The following is a 16,299-nucleotide window of genomic DNA, read 5'->3' as shown; positions in this document are numbered from 1 at the left end:
TTTCAGCGCAGCGGTGAGAAGCGGGACGCCCACTGGCCATCCTGCTCCAGTGTGTGAACGACGGCCTTGACGACCCCTTCGGACAATTGGGCGACCAGGAGCGTGTGAGTGTCGACGCGCCGGTCCACCTCTGCGACCGCGTCGAGGTCGATGCGCTGGTGCGGATTCAGCCGGTGGGTGCTGATGCATTTCTCTACATCCGCCGGAGTGACGAAGGGGATCATCGACACCGTGCTCCTGCCGGCATCCAGGACGGACTGCAGCTGACCGGGAAGCCCGGCGTTCGCCGCCTTGATGGCCTCCAGGGAGATGCCCAGCGAGCCGATCGAGGAGGCCAGGTCGAGCGCGGCCACGGTATCCACCAGGACCGTGGCGCCGGAGGCGATGGTTCCGACGACCTCTCCGACCAGGGGCAGGCGCAGACCTCCGTACAGGCCGGCGATGATCGGCGTGAACTGAGGCTGCAGGCCGGCCGGGAGTCCCGCAACCTGGTTCTGGCTGATCTCCCAGTCGCTGCGACCCTCCACTCCCAGACGCTTGAGCGAGCCGTCGGCGTTGAACTCGTAGGCCGTCTCCAGATCGTGGTGACCGAATGGTCCCTTTCCCCGCGGACCGCCGACGTACTTCGCGGCCCCGGTGCCGTTGCCCGACAGGTTCCCGATCAGGTCCCACTCGTTGACATAGTTGACCAACGGGTTACGGCCGGCGTCCCGCTGCCTCTGAAGCCATTCCTTCGCCTGCGGAGAAAGGTTGTCCCAGGGGTCCGGACCATTGAAGGACACTCCGGCCCAACCGAACTCTGCCGCGACCAGCATCGCCTGCCACCCGCCGAGCGAATGCCCCACCGTGGAGTACGACGCTTCGGGGTGCTCTTTCTTGACGCTCTCCCGGACCCGTCGGGCGAACTCCATCGCCTGCCACGCCTGCGTACCGGGCCCGGTGTCCCCGCCCACGACCGACATGGTGTCTGCGAGGATGTCCGCCCGATGCTCCGGGTTCGTGCCGGCGAATGCGATCGTGACGTGCGAGAAGTCCGGCTTGCCTGCGACCACGGGCACCACCGCCATGCCCTGGAATCCGGAGACCGGATCGTGGTGGGAGTCGTAAACCAGGTACTCCACTCTGTTGGGACCGATGTAGAGACTGTCGTCCTTCTTGAGCGGTGGGTCCTTTTTCAACGGGTCGACCAGATAGGCCTCTTTGGCAAGGTCGAATTGTTCCTTCTGCGTCGTCATTCGAAGACCTCCGATGTGCCGTTGCTGTAGAACACGGTCATGGCGATGCGAGGTGCCGACGGGGGCGGAGAGGGCATCATCGGGGGTGACTCTCCTAGCGGAAATCCGAGTGTGTCGGGGCCGATGATCACCTCTATCTCCTTCCCGTCGAGGGTGGCGATCGCGTTGACGCTCCAGGCCGCTCCGAGTCCCGGCTTGCCACCTTCGCGCTTGAACCGGATCTCTTCGACATTCGCCCATCTCGAACGGAAGTGAAGAGCGGACTCTCGTTGGCACTCGAGATTGGACTTCGGCCTCTCGGTCGAGTTCCCGTACAGAATGCGGTCTCCCATCTCAGCGCACGCGGTCGTGCCCGCGAGCAGTGCACCAGTGACCGCCAGCCCCGCAACAACCGTCCAAACTTTGATCATCACTCTCAGAGACGATGGGAGTATCAGATCATGACGTGACACGCACGCACCGGCATCAGTCGATGACCTCGGTTGACCCATCGCTGTAAGTCACCGTCAGGACCACGGGTGAGGCTGTCGGGGGCAACGTCGGCGTCTTGGGAGGTGGATCGGTATGCAGAACCGCCAGCGTGTCTGGGCCGATGATCACCTCGTAGTCCCTGCCCTCGATGGTGGCGACAGCATTGGCTGCCCAGGCGGCACCGAGGCCTGGCTTGCCGCCCTCCTCCGTGAAGCGAATTCGTTCCACGTTCGCCCACACCGTGCGGAACTCCAATGCCGACTCCCGTTGATACTCGTGATTCGACTTCGGCTTCAGCGTTCCGTACAGGATGCGGTGCCCGACGTCACCGCATCCGGTCGTGCCCACGAGCACCGCGCCAGCGACCGCCAGCCCGACAACAGCCGTCCACACTCTGCTCATCACCCTCAAAGACGAGGGGCTGCGTCGGATCGTGACGCGAGCGCGCGCCGCGACGTTACGCGTGCAGCGCCGCGTTGAGCTCCACACCGGTGCCCGTGCGGCGGAGCACCTCGACGGCTCCGGTGAGGGAGTTGCGGCGGAAGAGGAGGCCTGGCTGGCCCGACAGTTCGGCGGCCTTCACCGTGCGCGCGCGGCCGTCGGCCGTCGGCGCCTCGCCGACCAGCACGACCTTGGTTCCTGCGGTCACGTAGAGGCCGGCTTCGACGACTGAGTCGTCGCCGATCGAGATGCCGATGCCGGAGTTCGCGCCGAGCAGCGCCCGCTCGCCGATCGAGACGCGGTGCGTACCGCCGCCGGAGAGCGTCCCCATGATGGATGCGCCGCCGCCGATGTCCGACCCGTCGCCCACGACGACGCCCTGCGAGATGCGGCCTTCGACCATCGAGGTGCCGAGCGTGCCGGCGTTGAAGTTGACGAATCCCTCATGCATCACGGTCGTGCCGGGCGCCAGGTGCGCGCCGAGGCGCACGCGCGACGCGTCGGCGATGCGCACGCGGTCGGGCGTCACGTAGTCGAGCAGCCGCGGGAACTTGTCGATGCCCGACACCTGGATTCCCGCCCGCTGCAGACGCGGACGCAACCGGTCGAGGTCGGCCGGGTTCACCGGTCCGGCGTTCGTCCACGCGACGGTGGGAAGGTGCGCGAACACGCCCTCCAGGTTGAGGCCGTTGGGCTGGACGAGCAGGTGCGACAGCAGGTGCAGGCGCAGGTAGGCGTCGGGCGTGGAGGCGGGAGGCGCATCCAGCTCGATCTCGACCGTCACGATGTCGACGCGCACGGCGCGGCGCGGGTCGTCGCCGGCCAGCTCCTCGAGCTCGGCGGGGGCGATCCAGCGGTCGCGGCCCGCCGGCAGCCTGCCGAGCTGCGGCTCGGGGAACCAGGTGTCGAGCACGGTTCCGTCGGCGGACACCGTCGCGAGCCCGTAGCCCCAGGCGGAACGGACGTCGGCGGAACCGAGGTCGGCGGAGCGGGGCGCGGCGGAATTTTCAGGCACGGCAGAGGGCATGCCCCTAGGTTAGTAGGGTGCAGATCAGCAGCGTCCCCCTCGACCTGACCGCCTCGTCCATCGACCTCACACGTCAGCTGTGCGACATCGAGTCCGTCTCCGGCGGGGAGGGCACCCTCGCCGACGCGATGGAGGCCGCGCTGACCGGGCTGCCGCATCTGGAGGTCATCCGCGACGGTGACGCGATCGTCGCGCGCACGAACCTGGGACGCGGCCGGCGCGCCCTGATCGCCGGTCACATCGACACCGTTCCGCTCAACAACAACCTGCCGACGCGGTTCGAGGACCACGACGGCATCCGCTACCTCTGGGGTCGCGGCACCGTGGACATGAAGGCCGGCGTCGCCGTGCAGCTGAAGCTCGCCGCCGAGCTGACCGACCCCTCCGTCGACGTCACGTGGATGTGGTACGACCACGAGGAGGTCAACGCCGAGCTGAACGGCCTGGGCCGGCTCGCCCGCAACAGGCCCGACCTCTTCGTCGGCGACTTCGGCATCCTCGGCGAGCCGAGCAACGGCGTCGTGGAGGGCGGCTGCAACGGCAACCTGCGCGTCGAGGTGCGCACGTACGGCCTGCGCGCCCACTCGGCCCGCGGCTGGGTCGGCGACAACGCCATCCACAAGGCGGCGCCTATCCTCGACATTCTCGCGGGCTACCAGGCGCGTGAGGTGGAGGTCGACGGGCTCGTCTACAAGGAGGGCCTCAACGCCGTCGGCATCTCGGGAGGAGTGGCGGGCAACATCATCCCGGACGAGTGCATGGTGCACATCAACTACCGCTTCGCCCCGTCGCGCTCGTCGCAGGAGGCCATCGAGCACATGCACGAGCTGTTCGGCGACTACGAGATCACCGTGGTCGACCGGGCCGACGGCGCCCGCCCGGGGTTGGATGCGCCCCTCGCGCAGGAGTTCGTCGCGGCGGTCGGCGGTGTGGCGAAGCCGAAGTACGGGTGGACGGACGTGGCCCGGTTCAGCGCCATGGGCATCCCCGCGGTCAACTACGGTCCCGGCGATCCGCTGAAGGCGCACGCCGACGACGAGCGCGTCGACGTGGAGCAGATCGTCGCGGTCGAGGAGGGGCTGCGTGCCTGGCTCACCGGCGCCGGCGCCCGCTGAGTCCACGGCGCTGCCGGATGCGGCGGGCGGCCGGGCGGTCGCCCGCGGCCCGTGGTGGACGCTGTGGTGGGTGCGGGTCCTCCTGATCTATCTGGGAGCGCGCGCGGTTTCGACCGTCATCCTCCTGAGCTTCGCCGCTGCCGAGGGCGCCAACGCCTGGACCAGCGCGTCGCCCGACTACTTCTCGTTCGCCAACCTCTGGGACGGGCGCTGGTACGAGATCGTCGCCGGCTCCGGCTATCCCGCCGGCCTTCCGACGACGGATGGTGTGCACGTCGCCGAGAACGCGTGGGCCTTCCTCCCCGGCTACCCGGGCCTTGTCGATGCGGTCATGTTCCTGACCCGGCTGCCCTGGCCGATGGCCGCGGTGCTGGTGTCGTTCGCGGCGGGCGCCGGCGCGGCCCTGGTGTTCCATCAGCTGATGCGCCGCGTGGGCCTGAGCGCCTCGACCAGCCTGTTCGCCGTCGTCCTGTTCTGCGTCGCGCCCGTCTCGCCGCTGTTCCAGGTCGCGTACGCCGAGTCGCTGTACATCCTGCTGCTCACGACCGCGCTGCTGCTGCTCGTCGAGCGGCGGTACGCCTGGCTGTTCCCGGTCGTCCTCGCGATGGCGTTCACGCGTCCATCGGGACTCGCGTTCGCCCTCGCCCTCGCCCTGCATGTTGGCTACCGCTGGATGCGGCGGCGCGACGACCCATTCCCCGTGCGCGAGCGCGTACTCAGCGTCTCGCTCGCCGTCTTCAGCGGCCTGGCCGGACTCGCCTGGCCGGCTATCGCCGCAATCGGGACGGGCTCGCTCACGGCCTACACCGACACGGAGCTGGCCTGGCGGTCGGCGTACATCGGGTACACGCACCTGGTGCCGTTCACGCCCTGGTTCCAGGGGGCCGACTGGTGGGCGAGCGCGATGCTCGGCATCCCCGGCTGGGTGGGCATGGCCGCGCTGGTCGTCATCGTCGCGCTGTTCGGCATCCTGCTGTTCTCCCCGGCAGTGCGGAGGCTCGGTGTCGACCTGCGGTTCTGGGTGGCCGCGTACTCGCTCTACCTGCTCGCCGTGTTCTTCCCTCAGTCGAGCACGTTCCGGCTGCTGATGCCGCTGTTCCCCCTGCTCGGAGCCATCGCCCTGCCGCGCAGCAGGGTCTACCGCGTGGCGATCGTCGCGCTGTTCATCGTCCTGCAGGTGGGCTGGGTCGCCGTCTGCTGGTTCATCAACGGATACGACTGGTCACCTCCGTGATCCCTCCGATTTCCTCACGTCGGCAACGATGTCGGATAATAGGAGGACATCCACGAAAGGGGAGCTGCATGGCGGCCATGAAGCCGAGGACCGGGGACGGGCCGATGGAGGCTGTGAAGGAGGGACGGCTCATCATCGTGCGTGTGCCGCTCGAGGGTGGGGGACGACTGGTGGTCTCCGTCAACGACGCGGAAGCCAAAGAGCTCCACGACGCGCTTGCCAGCGTCGTGACCTCCGCCTGACCATACGCTGTACCGAGAAGGGCCCCGATCGACTCGATCGGGGCCCTTCTCGCATGTGTTGGGCCGGTGAGCCGGTCGGCTACGGCGCGAGCTTGGTGATCTGCAGCAGCCCCTCGCCGGCCGGCGACAGGGCGCTGATGACCGCGCCGGACGCGGACGTCTCGGTGATGAGCGTGCGGAAGCCGGTCGCGACCTCGTCACGCGCCGCCGGGTCGGCGACACGTCCGCGCCAGAGCGCGCGGGCGACGAGCACCGTTCCGCCCGGGCGCACCAGGCGCAGCCCGTGCTCGACGTACTCGATGACCGACTGGGGGTCGGCGTCGATGAAGACGATGTCGTACGAGTTCTCGTTCATACGCGGGAGAACCTCGAGCGCCCGCCCGGGGATGAGCCGCACGCGGTTCGACGGCAGCCCCGCCTCGGTGAAGAACGCGCGGGCGTGTTGCTGGTACTCGACCTCCACGTCGATGGAGGTGAGCTGCGCGTCCGTGCCGCCGGTGAGGAGCCACAGGCCCGAGACGCCGACGCCGGTTCCGATCTCGACCACGTTCTCGGCACGCGTCGCCGCCACGACGACGGCCGCCTGGGCGCCGGTCGCGGGCGAGATGGGGTCGATGCCCAGTTCGAGCGACTGCTGCCGTGCCCGGGCGATCACATCGCTCTCGACGACGATGTCGTCGGCGAATCTCCAGTTCGAGTCCTTGTCTGACACTGCACTCCCGTCGATCGGCCTCGGGCGCGGGCCTCTTCACAGGATACGGCGGGCTCATGCGGCATCCGTGCAGGCACCGCCGCGATACCCTGGAAACGTGTTCGGGCTGACCTTCGACAAGCTGCTGATCGTGGCGGTGATCGCGGCGTTCGTCATCGGCCCCGAGCGCCTTCCCGCGTACGCCGCGAAGCTCGGTCAGCTGGTGCGGTCGCTCCGCGACTTCGCCAACGGCGCGAAGGACCGGATGCGGGATGAGATGGGCCCCGAATTCGACGACGTCGACTGGAAGAAGCTCGACCCCCGCCAGTACGACCCGCGCCGCATCATTCGCGAAGCACTGCTCGAGGACGGCCCGGAGGCCGCCGGCGCGATCAAGCCGGTGACGCAGTCCGCGTACGCGCAGCGGAAGCTGCCGCTGACGGCCGGGGCGATCCCGCCGTACGACACCGAGTCCACCTGACGCGGCGGGGCGGGCTGCGCGGTCGCGCATCCACTACGCTGCGGACATGATCGCAACGGAGCAGTCGCTGAGCAGGGCGACCGTCGCGCGGTACGCCGTCGGGTCGCTCGGCACGGGCGGCTTCGCGACCCTTCCCGGGCTGGTGCTCGTGTACTACCTCACCGACTCGCTGGGTGTCGCCGCGATCGTCGCGGGCGTGGTCGTGACGGTGGCCAAGGTGTGGGATGTGGTGATCGACCCGGTGATCGGCGCCCGCAGCGACCGGATGCTCGCCGTGCGCGGCTCCCGCCGGCCGATGATGCTGCTCGGCGCGCTCGCGCTGCCGGTGTTCTTCCTGCTCACGTTCGCCGTCCCGCCCGGGACGCCGGCCGCGGCCGCCGCCGTCTGGGTGCTGCTCGCGTTCGTGCTGACGGCGACGGCGTTCAGCCTGTTCCAGGTGCCGTACATCGCGCTGCCGGCCGAGCTCGCGTCCGGATACGACCAGAGGACGCGCCTGCTGACCTGGCGCGTGGTGGTTCTGACCTTCGCCATCCTGCTGTTCGGGGCCGGCGGGCCGGCGCTGCGGTCGCTCGGCGGGGGCAACGCCTTCGCGGGGTACTTCCTGATGGCGCTGGTCGCGGGTGTGACGATCGGCGCCGGGATGCTCGTCTCGGCCTTCGTCGCGCCGCGCGGACTGCCCGCTGCCGAGCCGCCGGCGCGCGAGAGCATCGTCGCGACCCTGCGGTCGAACTACGCGGCCGGGGTGCGCGTGCTGCGGGAGAGCCAGCCGTTCCGAGCGCTGCTGCTGACATTCCTGCTGCAGGGGCTGGCCACCGGTCTCATGCTCGCCGGGGCGAACTACGTCGCGACGTGGGTGTTGCACTCGGAGGACGCCGTCACCTTCCTGTTCGTCGCGCTCATCGGCCCTGCGCTCATCGTGACGCCGCTGTGGGGTGTCGTCGCGCGACGCATCGGCAAGGAGCGCGGGTTCGTGATCGCGAGCATCCTGTTCGGACTGGCGGCCCTGTCCATGATCGCGCTGCTGTGGGCGCCCGGCGCGTGGGTCTATGCCCCTGTGGCGCTGGCGGGAGCCGGGTACGCGGGCATGCAGTCCCTGCCGATGGCCATGCTGCCTGACGTCATCTCGCACGACGCGCGGCGCAACGGCGAGGGCCGGGCGGGGACCTTCGGCGGCATGTGGACGGCGGGGGAGACGACGGGCATGGCGCTCGGCGCGACCGTGCTGAGCATCGTGCTCGCGGTGAGCGGCTACGTCTCGCGCAGTGCGGCGGCGGAGGCGGGCGCGTCTCAGCCGGCCAGCGCCGTCGCCGGGATCGCCCTGAGCTTCAGCCTCGTGCCCGCGATCATCATCGCGATCAGCCTGGTGCCGCTGGCGCGGTACCGGCTCCGGAAGGGAGACATCGATGTCGTCGTTTGACGCAGCGGCCATCCTCGGGCGCCTCGCCGCCCTGCGCGAGGCGGACGCCCCGACGCACGGCGGCCGGGTGCTGAGCTACGTCTACGACTCGGGGATGCCCGAGATCGACGAGCTCGCGGCCGAGGCCATGCGGCTGGTGCAGCCGGTGAACGGTCTCGACCCGACGACGTTCACCTCGGTCGCGGTGATGGAGCGCGAAGTCGTCGGGTTCGCCCGCGAGCTGCTGCACGGCGGGGACGACGTAGTCGGTTCGGTGACCTCCGGAGGCACGGAGTCGTGCCTGCTCGCCGTGAAGACCGCGCGCGACGTCTGGCGCGCCGCAGGGGGCACCGGGACGCCCCGGCTGCTCGCGCCGGTGACCGTTCACGCGGCGTTCCAGAAGGCGGCGGCACTGTTCGACCTGACGTTGGACCTCGTGCCGGTGGATGCGCAGAGCGGGCGGCTCGACGCATCCCGCCTGATCGAGCGCATCGCTCCGGACGTCGCGCTCGTCGTCGTCTCGGCGCCGTCGTACCCGTTCGCGACGCTCGATCCGATCGAGGACGTTGCCGCCGCGTGCGACGACGCGGGCGTGGCCTGCCATGTGGACGCCTGCATCGGCGGATGGATCCTGCCCTTCTGGCGGGCGGCGGACGGATCGGCGCTCCCGGCGTGGGACTTCCGCGTGCCCGGCGTGACGAGCGTCTCGGCCGACCTCCACAAGTACGGCTACGCGCCGAAGGGCGCCAGCGTCCTGCTGCAGCGCGGGCGCGACCGGCAGCGGCGCCAGTACTTCGCGACGACCGGCTGGCCGGGGTATCCGGTCGTCAACTCCACCCTCCTCGGGTCGAAGTCGGCCGGGTCGCTCGCCGCATCCTGGGCCATCATCCAGGCGCTCGGGGCACGCGGCTTCTCCGGTCTCGCCGAGTCGTGCCGTCGCGCCACCCGTGGGCTGCAGGACATCGTCGGCGACATCGACGGGCTGCGCGTGCTCGGCGACCCGACCGGTCCGCTGCTCGCCGTCACGACCGACGACGCGGTGCCTCCGGAGCGCCGCGTCGACCCGCACCACTGGGCCGACCGTGCGCGCCGCCGCGGCTGGGTGCTGCAGCTGCAGCCGGGGCTGGTGCAGGCGGACGGCACGCGCCTGCCGCACACCACCCACCTCACGATCACGCCGGTGACGGAGGCGCGGATCGACGAGCTGGAGGCGGCCCTGCGCGGCGCCGCGGACGAGGCGCGCGGGGTGCACCCGGTCGACGGAGATGCGGTGCTCGCCGCCCTGCCCGGCGACCTGCTGGCGGGCCTCGCGGCGGGCGACGTGGAGCTCGACTCGGCGACGGCCGCGCACATCCTCGCCTCAATCGGCCTCGCCGGGGGCGGAAGCCCCGGCCTCCCCGACGACCAGGCGCCGCTGCTCGCGCTCGTCTCGGCGCTCCCGCGTCCCGTCACCGAGCGCCTCCTCACGGAGCTGCTCGCCCGCGCCGTCGAGCCCCGCGACGCCTAACCCGCCCCCAGCCATCAGCTCCTGAGTTTTTCGGGGCGACACGCCGTTCTCGGAGCGAAAAACTCAGGAGCTGATGGCTGGGGTCGGGCGGGGGATACGGGGTCAGCGGACGGAGAGGCCGAGCTTGCGGCCGGCGAGGCCACGGGAGCGGGTCGCGAGGCGGTCGGCGACGGCGCGGATCGCAGCCGCAGCGGGGTCCGCGGGGTCGGTCACCACGATGGGCGCTCCGGTGTCGCCGCCGGCCCGCAGCGGGATGCTGAGGGGCACGCTCGCGAGCAGCGGCACCTCCTCGTCCTGGCCGGCCGACAGCCGTCGCGCCACCTCCGCTCCACCGCCGGAGCCGAACAGGTCGAGCACGCTTCCGTCCGGCTGCACCAGGCCCGCCATGTTCTCGATCACGCCGATGACCCGCTGGCCGGTCTGCCGCGCGACGACGCCGCTGCGCTCTGCCACGTCGGCGGCGGCCGGCTGCGGTGTCGTCACCACGAGCACCTCCGCGCCGGGCAGCAGCTGGCCGACCGAGATCGCGACATCCCCGGTGCCCGGCGGGAGGTCGAGCAGCAGCACGTCGAGGTCGCCGAAGTACACGTCCGACAAGAACTGCTGGATGGTGCGGTGAAGCATCGGCCCGCGCCAGGCGACGGCGGCCGAGGCCGAGTCGACGAACATCCCGATCGAGACCACCTTCACGCCGTAGGCGACCGGCGGCAGGATCATGTCGTCCACGCGTGTCGGTCGCGGTGCGACGCCGTTCTCATCCGTCAGGCCCAGGATGCCGGGGATCGAGAAACCGTGGACGTCCGCATCCACGATCCCCACCCGCAGCCCGCGCTCCGCCAGGGCGACCGCCAGGTTGGCCGTGACCGTCGACTTGCCGACACCGCCCTTGCCGCTCGTGACGGCGTAGACGCGGGTCAGCGACTCCGGGCCGAACTGCTGCCCCCGCGCCGGACGGCCGGCTCGCAGCCGGTCGGTCAGGGCGCGTCGCTCGGCCGGGCTCATCACGGAGACGTCGACGGCGACGTCGGTCACACCGGGGACGGCGGCGGTCGCCGCGCGAACATCCCGTTCGATCGCGTCGGCCGCCGGGCAGCCGACTATGGTCAGCTTGATGCCGACCTCGGCACGGCCCTGCGCATCCACCTCCACGCCGCCCACCATGTCGAGCTCGGTGATCGGCTTGCGGATCTCGGGGTCGAGCACCGCGCCGAGGGCGCTCCGGACAGCGGCTACGAGATCGGGGGCGGCGGAGTCGGCGGCGGGAAGCTCCGGCTCAGGCACGGGCCTGCTCGCCCTCGCCCGCGTCGCCCCTCTCGAGGTCTTCGAGCAGCGAGCGGAGCTCGGCACGGATGAAGTCCTTCGTCGCCATGTCCTTGACGGCGAGCCGCAGGGCGACGACCTCGCGCGCCAGGTACTCGGTGTCGGCGAGGTTGCGCTCGGCCCGCTGGCGGTCCTGCTCGATCTGCACGCGGTCGCGGTCGTCCTGACGGTTCTGCGCGAGCAGGATCAGGGGAGCGGCGTAGGACGCCTGCAGCGAGAGCACGAGCGTCAGCGCGATGAACCCGAGGGCCGCGGAGTCGAAGCGCCAGGCGTTCGGGGCGAGCGTGTTCCACGCCATCCACGCGAGCACGAAGACGGTCAGCCCCAGGATGAACCAGGGCGTGCCCATCGCCCGCGCGATCCACTCGGTGAACCGGCCGAAACGGTCGCGCGACTCCAGTGGGCTGCGCCGCAGCACCGGCGTGCGCAGTCCCTTCGGGGCGTCGAGCCCCGCGTCCTGTCTACCTCCTGCCACTTCCGCCCCTCCTTCCGTTCACGATGCGGATGCTTCCGGTCTGGTCGGACGGCGCCGTGCGTTTCACGGGCTCGTCCTCGTCTTGACTTCGCCAGTCGTCGGGGAGCAGATAGTCGAGGATGTCGTCGATGGTCACCACCCCGACGAGACGATGCTTGTCGTCGACCACGGGGACCGAGACGAGGTTGTACGAGGCGAGGATGCGCGACACCTCGGCCGCGGAGGTGTCGGCCGTGACCGGCTCCAGGCTCGGGTCGAGCAGGGTGCCGAGGCGCACGTGCGGGGGATAGCGCAGCATCCGCTGGAAGTGCACGACGCCCAGGAACCGGCCCGTCGGCGGCTCGTACGGCGGCAGCGTCACGCACACCGCGGCGCCGAGGGCCGGCGCGAGCTCGTGACGGCGGATCAGGGCCAGGCCCTCCGCCACCGTCGCGTCGGCCGAGACGATGATCGGCTCGGTCGTCATCAGACCGCCCGCGGTGTCCGGGTTGTAGCTGAGGAGCATGCGGACGTCGTCCGCCTCCTCCGGCTCCATGAGCTCGAGCAGGTGCTCACCGCGCTCGTCGGAGAGCTGGGCGATCAGGTCTGCTGCGTCGTCCGGCTCCATCTGGTCGAGCACATCTGCGGCGCGGTCGTCGTTCAGCTGGGCGAGGATCTGCACCTGCTCGCTCTCCGGCATCTCCTCCAGCACGTCGGCGAGACGGTCGTCCGGCAACTCCTCCGCGACCTCCAGCATCCGCTGCTGAGGGAGGTCGAGGAGGGTGTTCGCGAGGTCGGCCGGCTTCAGCTCCGAGTAGGTCGCGATGAGCTGCTCGGCCGACTGCGCCTCGCCGAGCTTCTGCTTCTCGCGCACCTCGTTCCAGGTCACGAACGTCGTCGCGCCCTTGGCGAAGGGGGAGCCGCCCGCCTTGGGCTTCCGGACGAACAGTTGGCTGACCGCCCAGTCGCCGGTCTCGGTCTCTTCGATCGCGACGTCCTCGATGGTGGCCTCGCCGCCGCCGTCGGCGAACACCACACGGCGGCCGAGCAGCTCGGCGATCACGCGCACCTCGCCGCCGCGCTGTTCGAAGCGGCGCATGTTGATGATGCCGTTCGTGATGATCTGCCCGCTGCCGATGCTGGTGACCCGCCCGATGGACAGGAACACGCGGCGCTTCCCGGGGATCTCGACGATCAGCCCGACCACGCGGGGCGGGTCGTTCTTGCGGTACACGACCAGGACGTCTCTGACCTTGCCGACCCGGTCTCCGACGGGATCGAACACGGTCGTCCCGGCGAGGCGGGCGACGAAGACTCTGGGCGAACTCACCCTGTTAACCTAGCCCTCGCAGGTGAACGACGGCTGTTTCCGTGCCCTCTCGGAGCCTGGATGGAACAATGGGTGGATGAGCACACCTGGGCTGAACAACGGGCGCAACCGTATCCTCTTCCCGACCCTGCCGCGAGGCGAAGTGGTCGCCACCTTCGAGAGCTACCCGGAGGCGCAGGAGGCGGTCGACGTGCTGGCCCGCGCCGACTTCCCGGTCGACAAGGTCTCGATCGTCGGCAGCGACCTGAAGAGCGTCGAGCGCGTCACCGGCAAGCTCACCTGGGGCCGCGTCGCCCTCGCTGGGGCGGCGTCCGGTGCGTGGCTCGGCATCTTCTTCGGCCTGCTGCTCATCATCTTCTCGCCGTCGGTCAGCCTCGCGTTCGTGCTCGCCGCGCTGCTCCTCGGTGCGGGATTCGGGATGCTGTGGGGCATCGTCTCCTACGCGATCAACCGGCGTCGGCGCGACTTCACATCGGTCCAGCAGGTGATCGCGACCAGCTACTCGGTGCTGGTCGACTCCGAGCTGGGCAACCGTGCGCGCAACCTGCTCGCGAGCGGGGGAGCGGAGGAGCCCGCCGCGGCTCCCGGATGGACGCCACCGGCGCAGCCCCAGCACCCGTCCGACCCGCCGCCCGTGCCTCCCGCGTCGGCACCGCCGGTCGCTCCCCAGCCGGGCGACGAGCGTCCGCCCGCACCCTCGGCCTGACCACCTCCGCCGAAGTGCACGTCGTGGCGGCTATTTCGCGTGCGAAACAGCCACAACGTGCACCTCAGCGCTGCGAGAGCCGCCGCACCCACGCCTCCACATCGTCCGCGGTGCGCGGGATGTCGGCGGAAAGGTTCTCGGCGCCGTCCTCGGTGACCAGGATGTTGTCCTCGATGCGCACGCCGATGCCGCGGAAGCGCTCGGGCACAGTGAGGTCGTCCGGCTGGAAGTACAGTCCCGGCTCGATCGTGAACACCATGCCGGGCTGCAGCACGCCGTCGAGGTAGAGCTCCCGGCGCGCCTGCGCACAGTCGTGCACGTCGAGCCCGAGGTGATGGCTCGTCCCGTGCACCATGTAGCGGCGGTGCTGCTGGTTCTCGACCTCCAGGGCCTCCTCGGCGCTGACCGGGAGCAGCCCCCATTCGGCGGTGCGCCGAGCGATGACCGCCATGGCGGTCGCGTGGATCTCGCGGAACCGGATGCCGGGCCGCACGATCGCGAACGCCGCGTCCGCCGCCTCCCGCACTGCCTCGTAGATCAGGCGCTGCGTCTCGGTGAAGGTGCCGTCGATGGGGAACGTACGGGTGATGTCGGCGGTGTAGTAGCTGTCCAGCTCGACGCCCGCATCCAGCAGGATGAGGTCGCCGGGCACCACGGGGCCGTCGTTGCGCGTCCAGTGCAGGATGCACGCGTGCGGTCCGCTCGCCGCGATCGTGTCGTAACCGACCGCGTTGCCGTCGGCGCGGGCACGGCCGTAGAAGACACCCTCGACGAGCCGCTCGCCGCGCGGGTGCGCTGTGATGCGCGGCAGGTCGGCGATCACGTCGTCGAAGCCGCGTGCGGTCGCCGCGACCGCGGCGCGGAGTTCGGCGATCTCGTACTCGTCCTTCACCAGGCGCAGCTCGGAGAGCTCGCGCGCCAGCCGGTCGTCCTCATCGTGGTCCTCGGGGTCGACGCCGGTGGCGTCGCCGTCGCCGTCGCTGTCGGAACCGTCTCCCAGCAGCAGGCGCGCCGCATCCACGTCGTCCGTGATGGCGCGGTCGGCCTCGCGCAGAACGACGGTGTCGCCGTCCACCGCGTCGAGCACCGAGCGCACCTCGGCGATGCCGCGGGTGGCCAGCGCGAGGTCGCCGGCGACCTGTGCGAGCGACGGACGGGGACCGATCCAGAACTCGCCGATCTCGGGGTTCGCGTAGAACTCGTCCGAGTCGCGGCCCGCGCGCTCCCGGAAGTACAGGGTCGCTTCGTGTCCCGACGCCGTCGGCTCCAGCACCAGCACGCTGCCCGGCTCGGAGTCCGAGCCCCACCCGGTGAGGTACGCGAACGCCGAGTGCGCGCGGAACGGGTAGTCGGTGTCGTTGGAGCGCTGTGCGAGGCGCCCGGCCGGGATGATGAGGCGCTTCCCGGGGAACAGCTCGGACACGCGCGCACGACGCGCCGCCGCGTACTGCGTCTGGCGGCGCGGCTCCGGGACGACCTCCGGACGCTCCGCCCATCCCGAGCCGATGTACTCGCGGAACGCGTCGGAACCGGGCGTCGTCGAGCGGTTCTGCGTCGCGCGCGGAGCCTCGTCGGACTCGGCGGCGGCAGCCGTCTCGGTCGTCGTGGAGACCGCTGCGGCGGTCGGGTCGTCGACGGTGTCGGTCGCGATGTCGGCGTCTGCGGTGGCTGGTGTGCTCGGCTGGGAGGACATGGCGTCCATTCTTCCACCCGCTGGGCGTCATGCGCCCGGCCGGTCAGCGCCCTCCTAGGATGGTCACCATGGCTGATGCGCGGCGGTTCCGAGGTCCCGTCGACCTGCACACGCACTCCAGCGTGTCCGACGGCACGGAGACCCCGGCCGAGCTCATCCGCGCCGCCGCCGACGCGGGGCTGGGCACCGTCGCGCTCACCGATCACGACTCCACGGCCGGATGGGCGGAGGCCGCCGCCGAGGCCGCACGCGTCGGCATCACGGTCATCCCGGGGATGGAGCTGTCGACCCGCATCGAGTTCGCCAGCGTCCATATGCTCGGCTACCTCTTCGATCCGACGAACGAAGCGCTCGTCGCCGAGACCCGCCGCATCCGCGAAGGCCGGATGCGGCGAGCCGAGGACATGGTGCGGCGCATCTCGGAGGACTACGACATCACGTGGGACGACGTGCTCGCGCAGGCCACGGAGGGCGCGACCGTCGGTCGGCCGCACATCGCCGACGCACTCGTCGCGCGCGGGCTGGCCTCGGACCGCAGCGCAGCATTCGCCGGGATCCTGCACTGGCGCAGCGGATACTTCCAGCCGCACTACGCGCCTGAGCCGCTGACCGGCGTCCGTCTCATCCGCGGGGCGGGGGGTCTGCCGGTGCTGGCGCATCCCGCGACCGGCGGCCGGGGGCGCGTGATCCCGGAGGACCGGCTGCGGCGCCTGGTCGACGCCGGGCTCTTCGGACTGGAGCTCGACCACCGCGAGAACACCGCCGACGGCGTCGAACGGCTGCGCGAGCTCGCGGCGCGCTACGGCCTCCGCATCACCGGATCGAGCGACTACCACGGGGCGGGCAAGCCCAACCGGCTCGGGGAGAACACCACCGATCCGGCCGTCGTCGACGCGATGATCGAAGAAGCGACAGGCGCGGCTCCCTTCTACGCTCCGTGACCACCAGCACGTAGC

The 16,299-nt window shown here is 70.6% G+C and carries 17 protein-coding genes; 8 read left to right on the top strand and 9 right to left on the bottom strand.

Annotation, left to right across the window (positions count from 1 at the left end; all coding sequences use genetic code 11):
* Positions 1-2: 2 nt before the first annotated feature.
* The 4 genes from ACF1AJ_RS06730 to dapD are packed head-to-tail and all read right to left on the bottom strand — an operon-like array spanning position 3 to position 3,174.
* The gene (locus ACF1AJ_RS06730; protein WP_391506648.1) at positions 3-1,235 is read right to left on the bottom strand and encodes a hypothetical protein; all 1,233 of its coding nucleotides are present in this window, start codon (positions 1,233-1,235) and stop codon (positions 3-5) included.
* Positions 1,232-1,648: a hypothetical protein gene (locus tag ACF1AJ_RS06725; RefSeq protein WP_391506647.1), complete on the bottom strand. Its 417-nt coding sequence runs from the start codon at positions 1,646-1,648 to the stop codon at positions 1,232-1,234. Before ACF1AJ_RS06725 ends, ACF1AJ_RS06730 begins: the two co-directional genes overlap by 4 nt.
* A gap of 52 nt (positions 1,649-1,700) precedes the next feature.
* A complete protein-coding gene (locus ACF1AJ_RS06720) occupies positions 1,701-2,111 on the bottom strand; it encodes a hypothetical protein (RefSeq protein ID WP_391506646.1) in 411 nt (136 codons plus the stop codon).
* A 52-nt stretch (positions 2,112-2,163) separates the two neighbouring features.
* On the bottom strand, positions 2,164-3,174 hold the full coding sequence (dapD, locus tag ACF1AJ_RS06715) for a 2,3,4,5-tetrahydropyridine-2,6-dicarboxylate N-succinyltransferase (protein WP_391506645.1): 1,011 nt from the start codon (positions 3,172-3,174) through the stop codon (positions 2,164-2,166).
* Positions 3,175-3,191: 17 nt separating this feature from the next.
* Here dapD and dapE point away from each other — a divergent pair, with 17 nt between their 5' ends.
* The 3 genes from dapE (at position 3,192) to ACF1AJ_RS06700 (ending at position 5,765) form a co-directional block, all read left to right on the top strand.
* Positions 3,192-4,289, top strand: a complete 1,098-nt coding sequence (gene dapE / locus ACF1AJ_RS06710) for a succinyl-diaminopimelate desuccinylase (RefSeq protein ID WP_391506644.1) — start codon at positions 3,192-3,194, stop codon at positions 4,287-4,289.
* A complete protein-coding gene (locus ACF1AJ_RS06705; protein WP_391506643.1) occupies positions 4,258-5,523 on the top strand; it encodes a hypothetical protein in 1,266 nt (421 codons plus the stop codon). Before dapE ends, ACF1AJ_RS06705 begins: the two co-directional genes overlap by 32 nt.
* Before the next feature lie 68 nt (positions 5,524-5,591).
* On the top strand, positions 5,592-5,765 hold the full coding sequence (locus ACF1AJ_RS06700) for a DUF3117 domain-containing protein (protein ID WP_018190460.1): 174 nt from the start codon (positions 5,592-5,594) through the stop codon (positions 5,763-5,765).
* Between the two features lie 79 nt (positions 5,766-5,844).
* Here the strand turns inward: ACF1AJ_RS06700 and ACF1AJ_RS06695 are convergent, their stop codons facing one another.
* Positions 5,845-6,477, bottom strand: a complete 633-nt coding sequence (locus ACF1AJ_RS06695; RefSeq protein ID WP_018190461.1) for an O-methyltransferase — start codon at positions 6,475-6,477, stop codon at positions 5,845-5,847.
* Positions 6,478-6,574: 97 nt separating this feature from the next.
* Here ACF1AJ_RS06695 and ACF1AJ_RS06690 point away from each other — a divergent pair, with 97 nt between their 5' ends.
* From ACF1AJ_RS06690 to ACF1AJ_RS06680, 3 genes are read left to right on the top strand one after another with little or no spacing between them, the layout of a single operon-like run.
* Positions 6,575-6,937 (top strand): twin-arginine translocase TatA/TatE family subunit, encoded by a 363-nt coding sequence (locus ACF1AJ_RS06690; RefSeq protein ID WP_309858228.1) that lies wholly within the window; start codon positions 6,575-6,577, stop codon positions 6,935-6,937.
* Positions 6,938-6,983: 46 nt separating this feature from the next.
* Positions 6,984-8,354 carry an MFS transporter gene (locus tag ACF1AJ_RS06685; RefSeq protein ID WP_391506642.1) on the top strand — a complete coding sequence of 457 codons (1,371 nt, stop codon included), beginning with the start codon at positions 6,984-6,986 and terminating at the stop codon, positions 8,352-8,354.
* A complete protein-coding gene (locus ACF1AJ_RS06680; protein ID WP_391506641.1) occupies positions 8,341-9,840 on the top strand; it encodes a pyridoxal phosphate-dependent decarboxylase family protein in 1,500 nt (499 codons plus the stop codon). Before ACF1AJ_RS06685 ends, ACF1AJ_RS06680 begins: the two co-directional genes overlap by 14 nt.
* Positions 9,841-9,942: 102 nt before the next feature.
* On the opposite strand, the gene ACF1AJ_RS06675 is transcribed toward ACF1AJ_RS06680, so the two are convergent.
* Genes ACF1AJ_RS06675 through ACF1AJ_RS06665 form a run of 3 tightly spaced genes read right to left on the bottom strand, consistent with a single transcriptional unit; the run spans position 9,943 to position 12,944 of the window.
* Positions 9,943-11,121, bottom strand: a complete 1,179-nt coding sequence (locus tag ACF1AJ_RS06675) for an Mrp/NBP35 family ATP-binding protein (RefSeq protein ID WP_391506639.1) — start codon at positions 11,119-11,121, stop codon at positions 9,943-9,945.
* Entirely contained in the window at positions 11,114-11,635 is a 522-nt protein-coding gene (locus tag ACF1AJ_RS06670; RefSeq protein ID WP_018190466.1) for a DUF1003 domain-containing protein, read from the bottom strand. Before ACF1AJ_RS06670 ends, ACF1AJ_RS06675 begins: the two co-directional genes overlap by 8 nt.
* Positions 11,622-12,944 carry a magnesium transporter MgtE N-terminal domain-containing protein gene (locus ACF1AJ_RS06665; RefSeq protein WP_309858241.1) on the bottom strand — a complete coding sequence of 441 codons (1,323 nt, stop codon included), beginning with the start codon at positions 12,942-12,944 and terminating at the stop codon, positions 11,622-11,624. The genes ACF1AJ_RS06670 and ACF1AJ_RS06665 overlap by 14 nt, the downstream gene beginning before the upstream one ends.
* Before the next feature lie 76 nt (positions 12,945-13,020).
* Between ACF1AJ_RS06665 and ACF1AJ_RS06660 the strand changes: the two genes are divergently transcribed.
* Positions 13,021-13,650, top strand: a complete 630-nt coding sequence (locus tag ACF1AJ_RS06660; protein ID WP_391506638.1) for a general stress protein — start codon at positions 13,021-13,023, stop codon at positions 13,648-13,650.
* Positions 13,651-13,714: 64 nt separating this feature from the next.
* On the opposite strand, the gene ACF1AJ_RS06655 is transcribed toward ACF1AJ_RS06660, so the two are convergent.
* Positions 13,715-15,352 (bottom strand): aminopeptidase P family protein, encoded by a 1,638-nt coding sequence (locus ACF1AJ_RS06655; protein ID WP_391506637.1) that lies wholly within the window; start codon positions 15,350-15,352, stop codon positions 13,715-13,717.
* Positions 15,353-15,411: 59 nt separating this feature from the next.
* On the opposite strand from ACF1AJ_RS06655, the gene ACF1AJ_RS06650 reads away from it, so the two are divergent.
* Positions 15,412-16,284 carry a PHP domain-containing protein gene (locus tag ACF1AJ_RS06650; protein ID WP_391506636.1) on the top strand — a complete coding sequence of 291 codons (873 nt, stop codon included), beginning with the start codon at positions 15,412-15,414 and terminating at the stop codon, positions 16,282-16,284.
* The last annotated feature ends 15 nt before the right edge of the window (positions 16,285-16,299 follow it).

Source organism: Leifsonia sp. NPDC014704, from assembly GCF_043083605.1.
GTDB lineage: Bacteria > Actinomycetota > Actinomycetes > Actinomycetales > Microbacteriaceae > Leifsonia.
Note: the sequence above shows the minus strand (reverse complement) of the source record. Positions and strands in the feature narration are given on the sequence as shown.

What these genes read in the sequence shown, in the direction of transcription:
- ACF1AJ_RS06730 (WP_391506648.1), bottom strand. Translation starts at nt 1,235, where the DNA reads ATGACGACGCAGAAGGAACAATTCGACCTTGCCAAAGAGGCCTATCTG.
- dapD (WP_391506645.1), bottom strand. Translation starts at nt 3,174, where the DNA reads ATGCCCTCTGCCGTGCCTGAAAATTCCGCCGCGCCCCGCTCCGCCGAC.
- ACF1AJ_RS06700 (WP_018190460.1), top strand. Translation starts at nt 5,592, where the DNA reads ATGGCGGCCATGAAGCCGAGGACCGGGGACGGGCCGATGGAGGCTGTG.
- ACF1AJ_RS06685 (WP_391506642.1), top strand. Translation starts at nt 6,984, where the DNA reads ATGATCGCAACGGAGCAGTCGCTGAGCAGGGCGACCGTCGCGCGGTAC.
- ACF1AJ_RS06680 (WP_391506641.1), top strand. Translation starts at nt 8,341, where the DNA reads ATGTCGTCGTTTGACGCAGCGGCCATCCTCGGGCGCCTCGCCGCCCTG.
- ACF1AJ_RS06660 (WP_391506638.1), top strand. Translation starts at nt 13,021, where the DNA reads ATGAGCACACCTGGGCTGAACAACGGGCGCAACCGTATCCTCTTCCCG.
- ACF1AJ_RS06655 (WP_391506637.1), bottom strand. Translation starts at nt 15,352, where the DNA reads ATGGACGCCATGTCCTCCCAGCCGAGCACACCAGCCACCGCAGACGCC.
- ACF1AJ_RS06650 (WP_391506636.1), top strand. Translation starts at nt 15,412, where the DNA reads ATGGCTGATGCGCGGCGGTTCCGAGGTCCCGTCGACCTGCACACGCAC.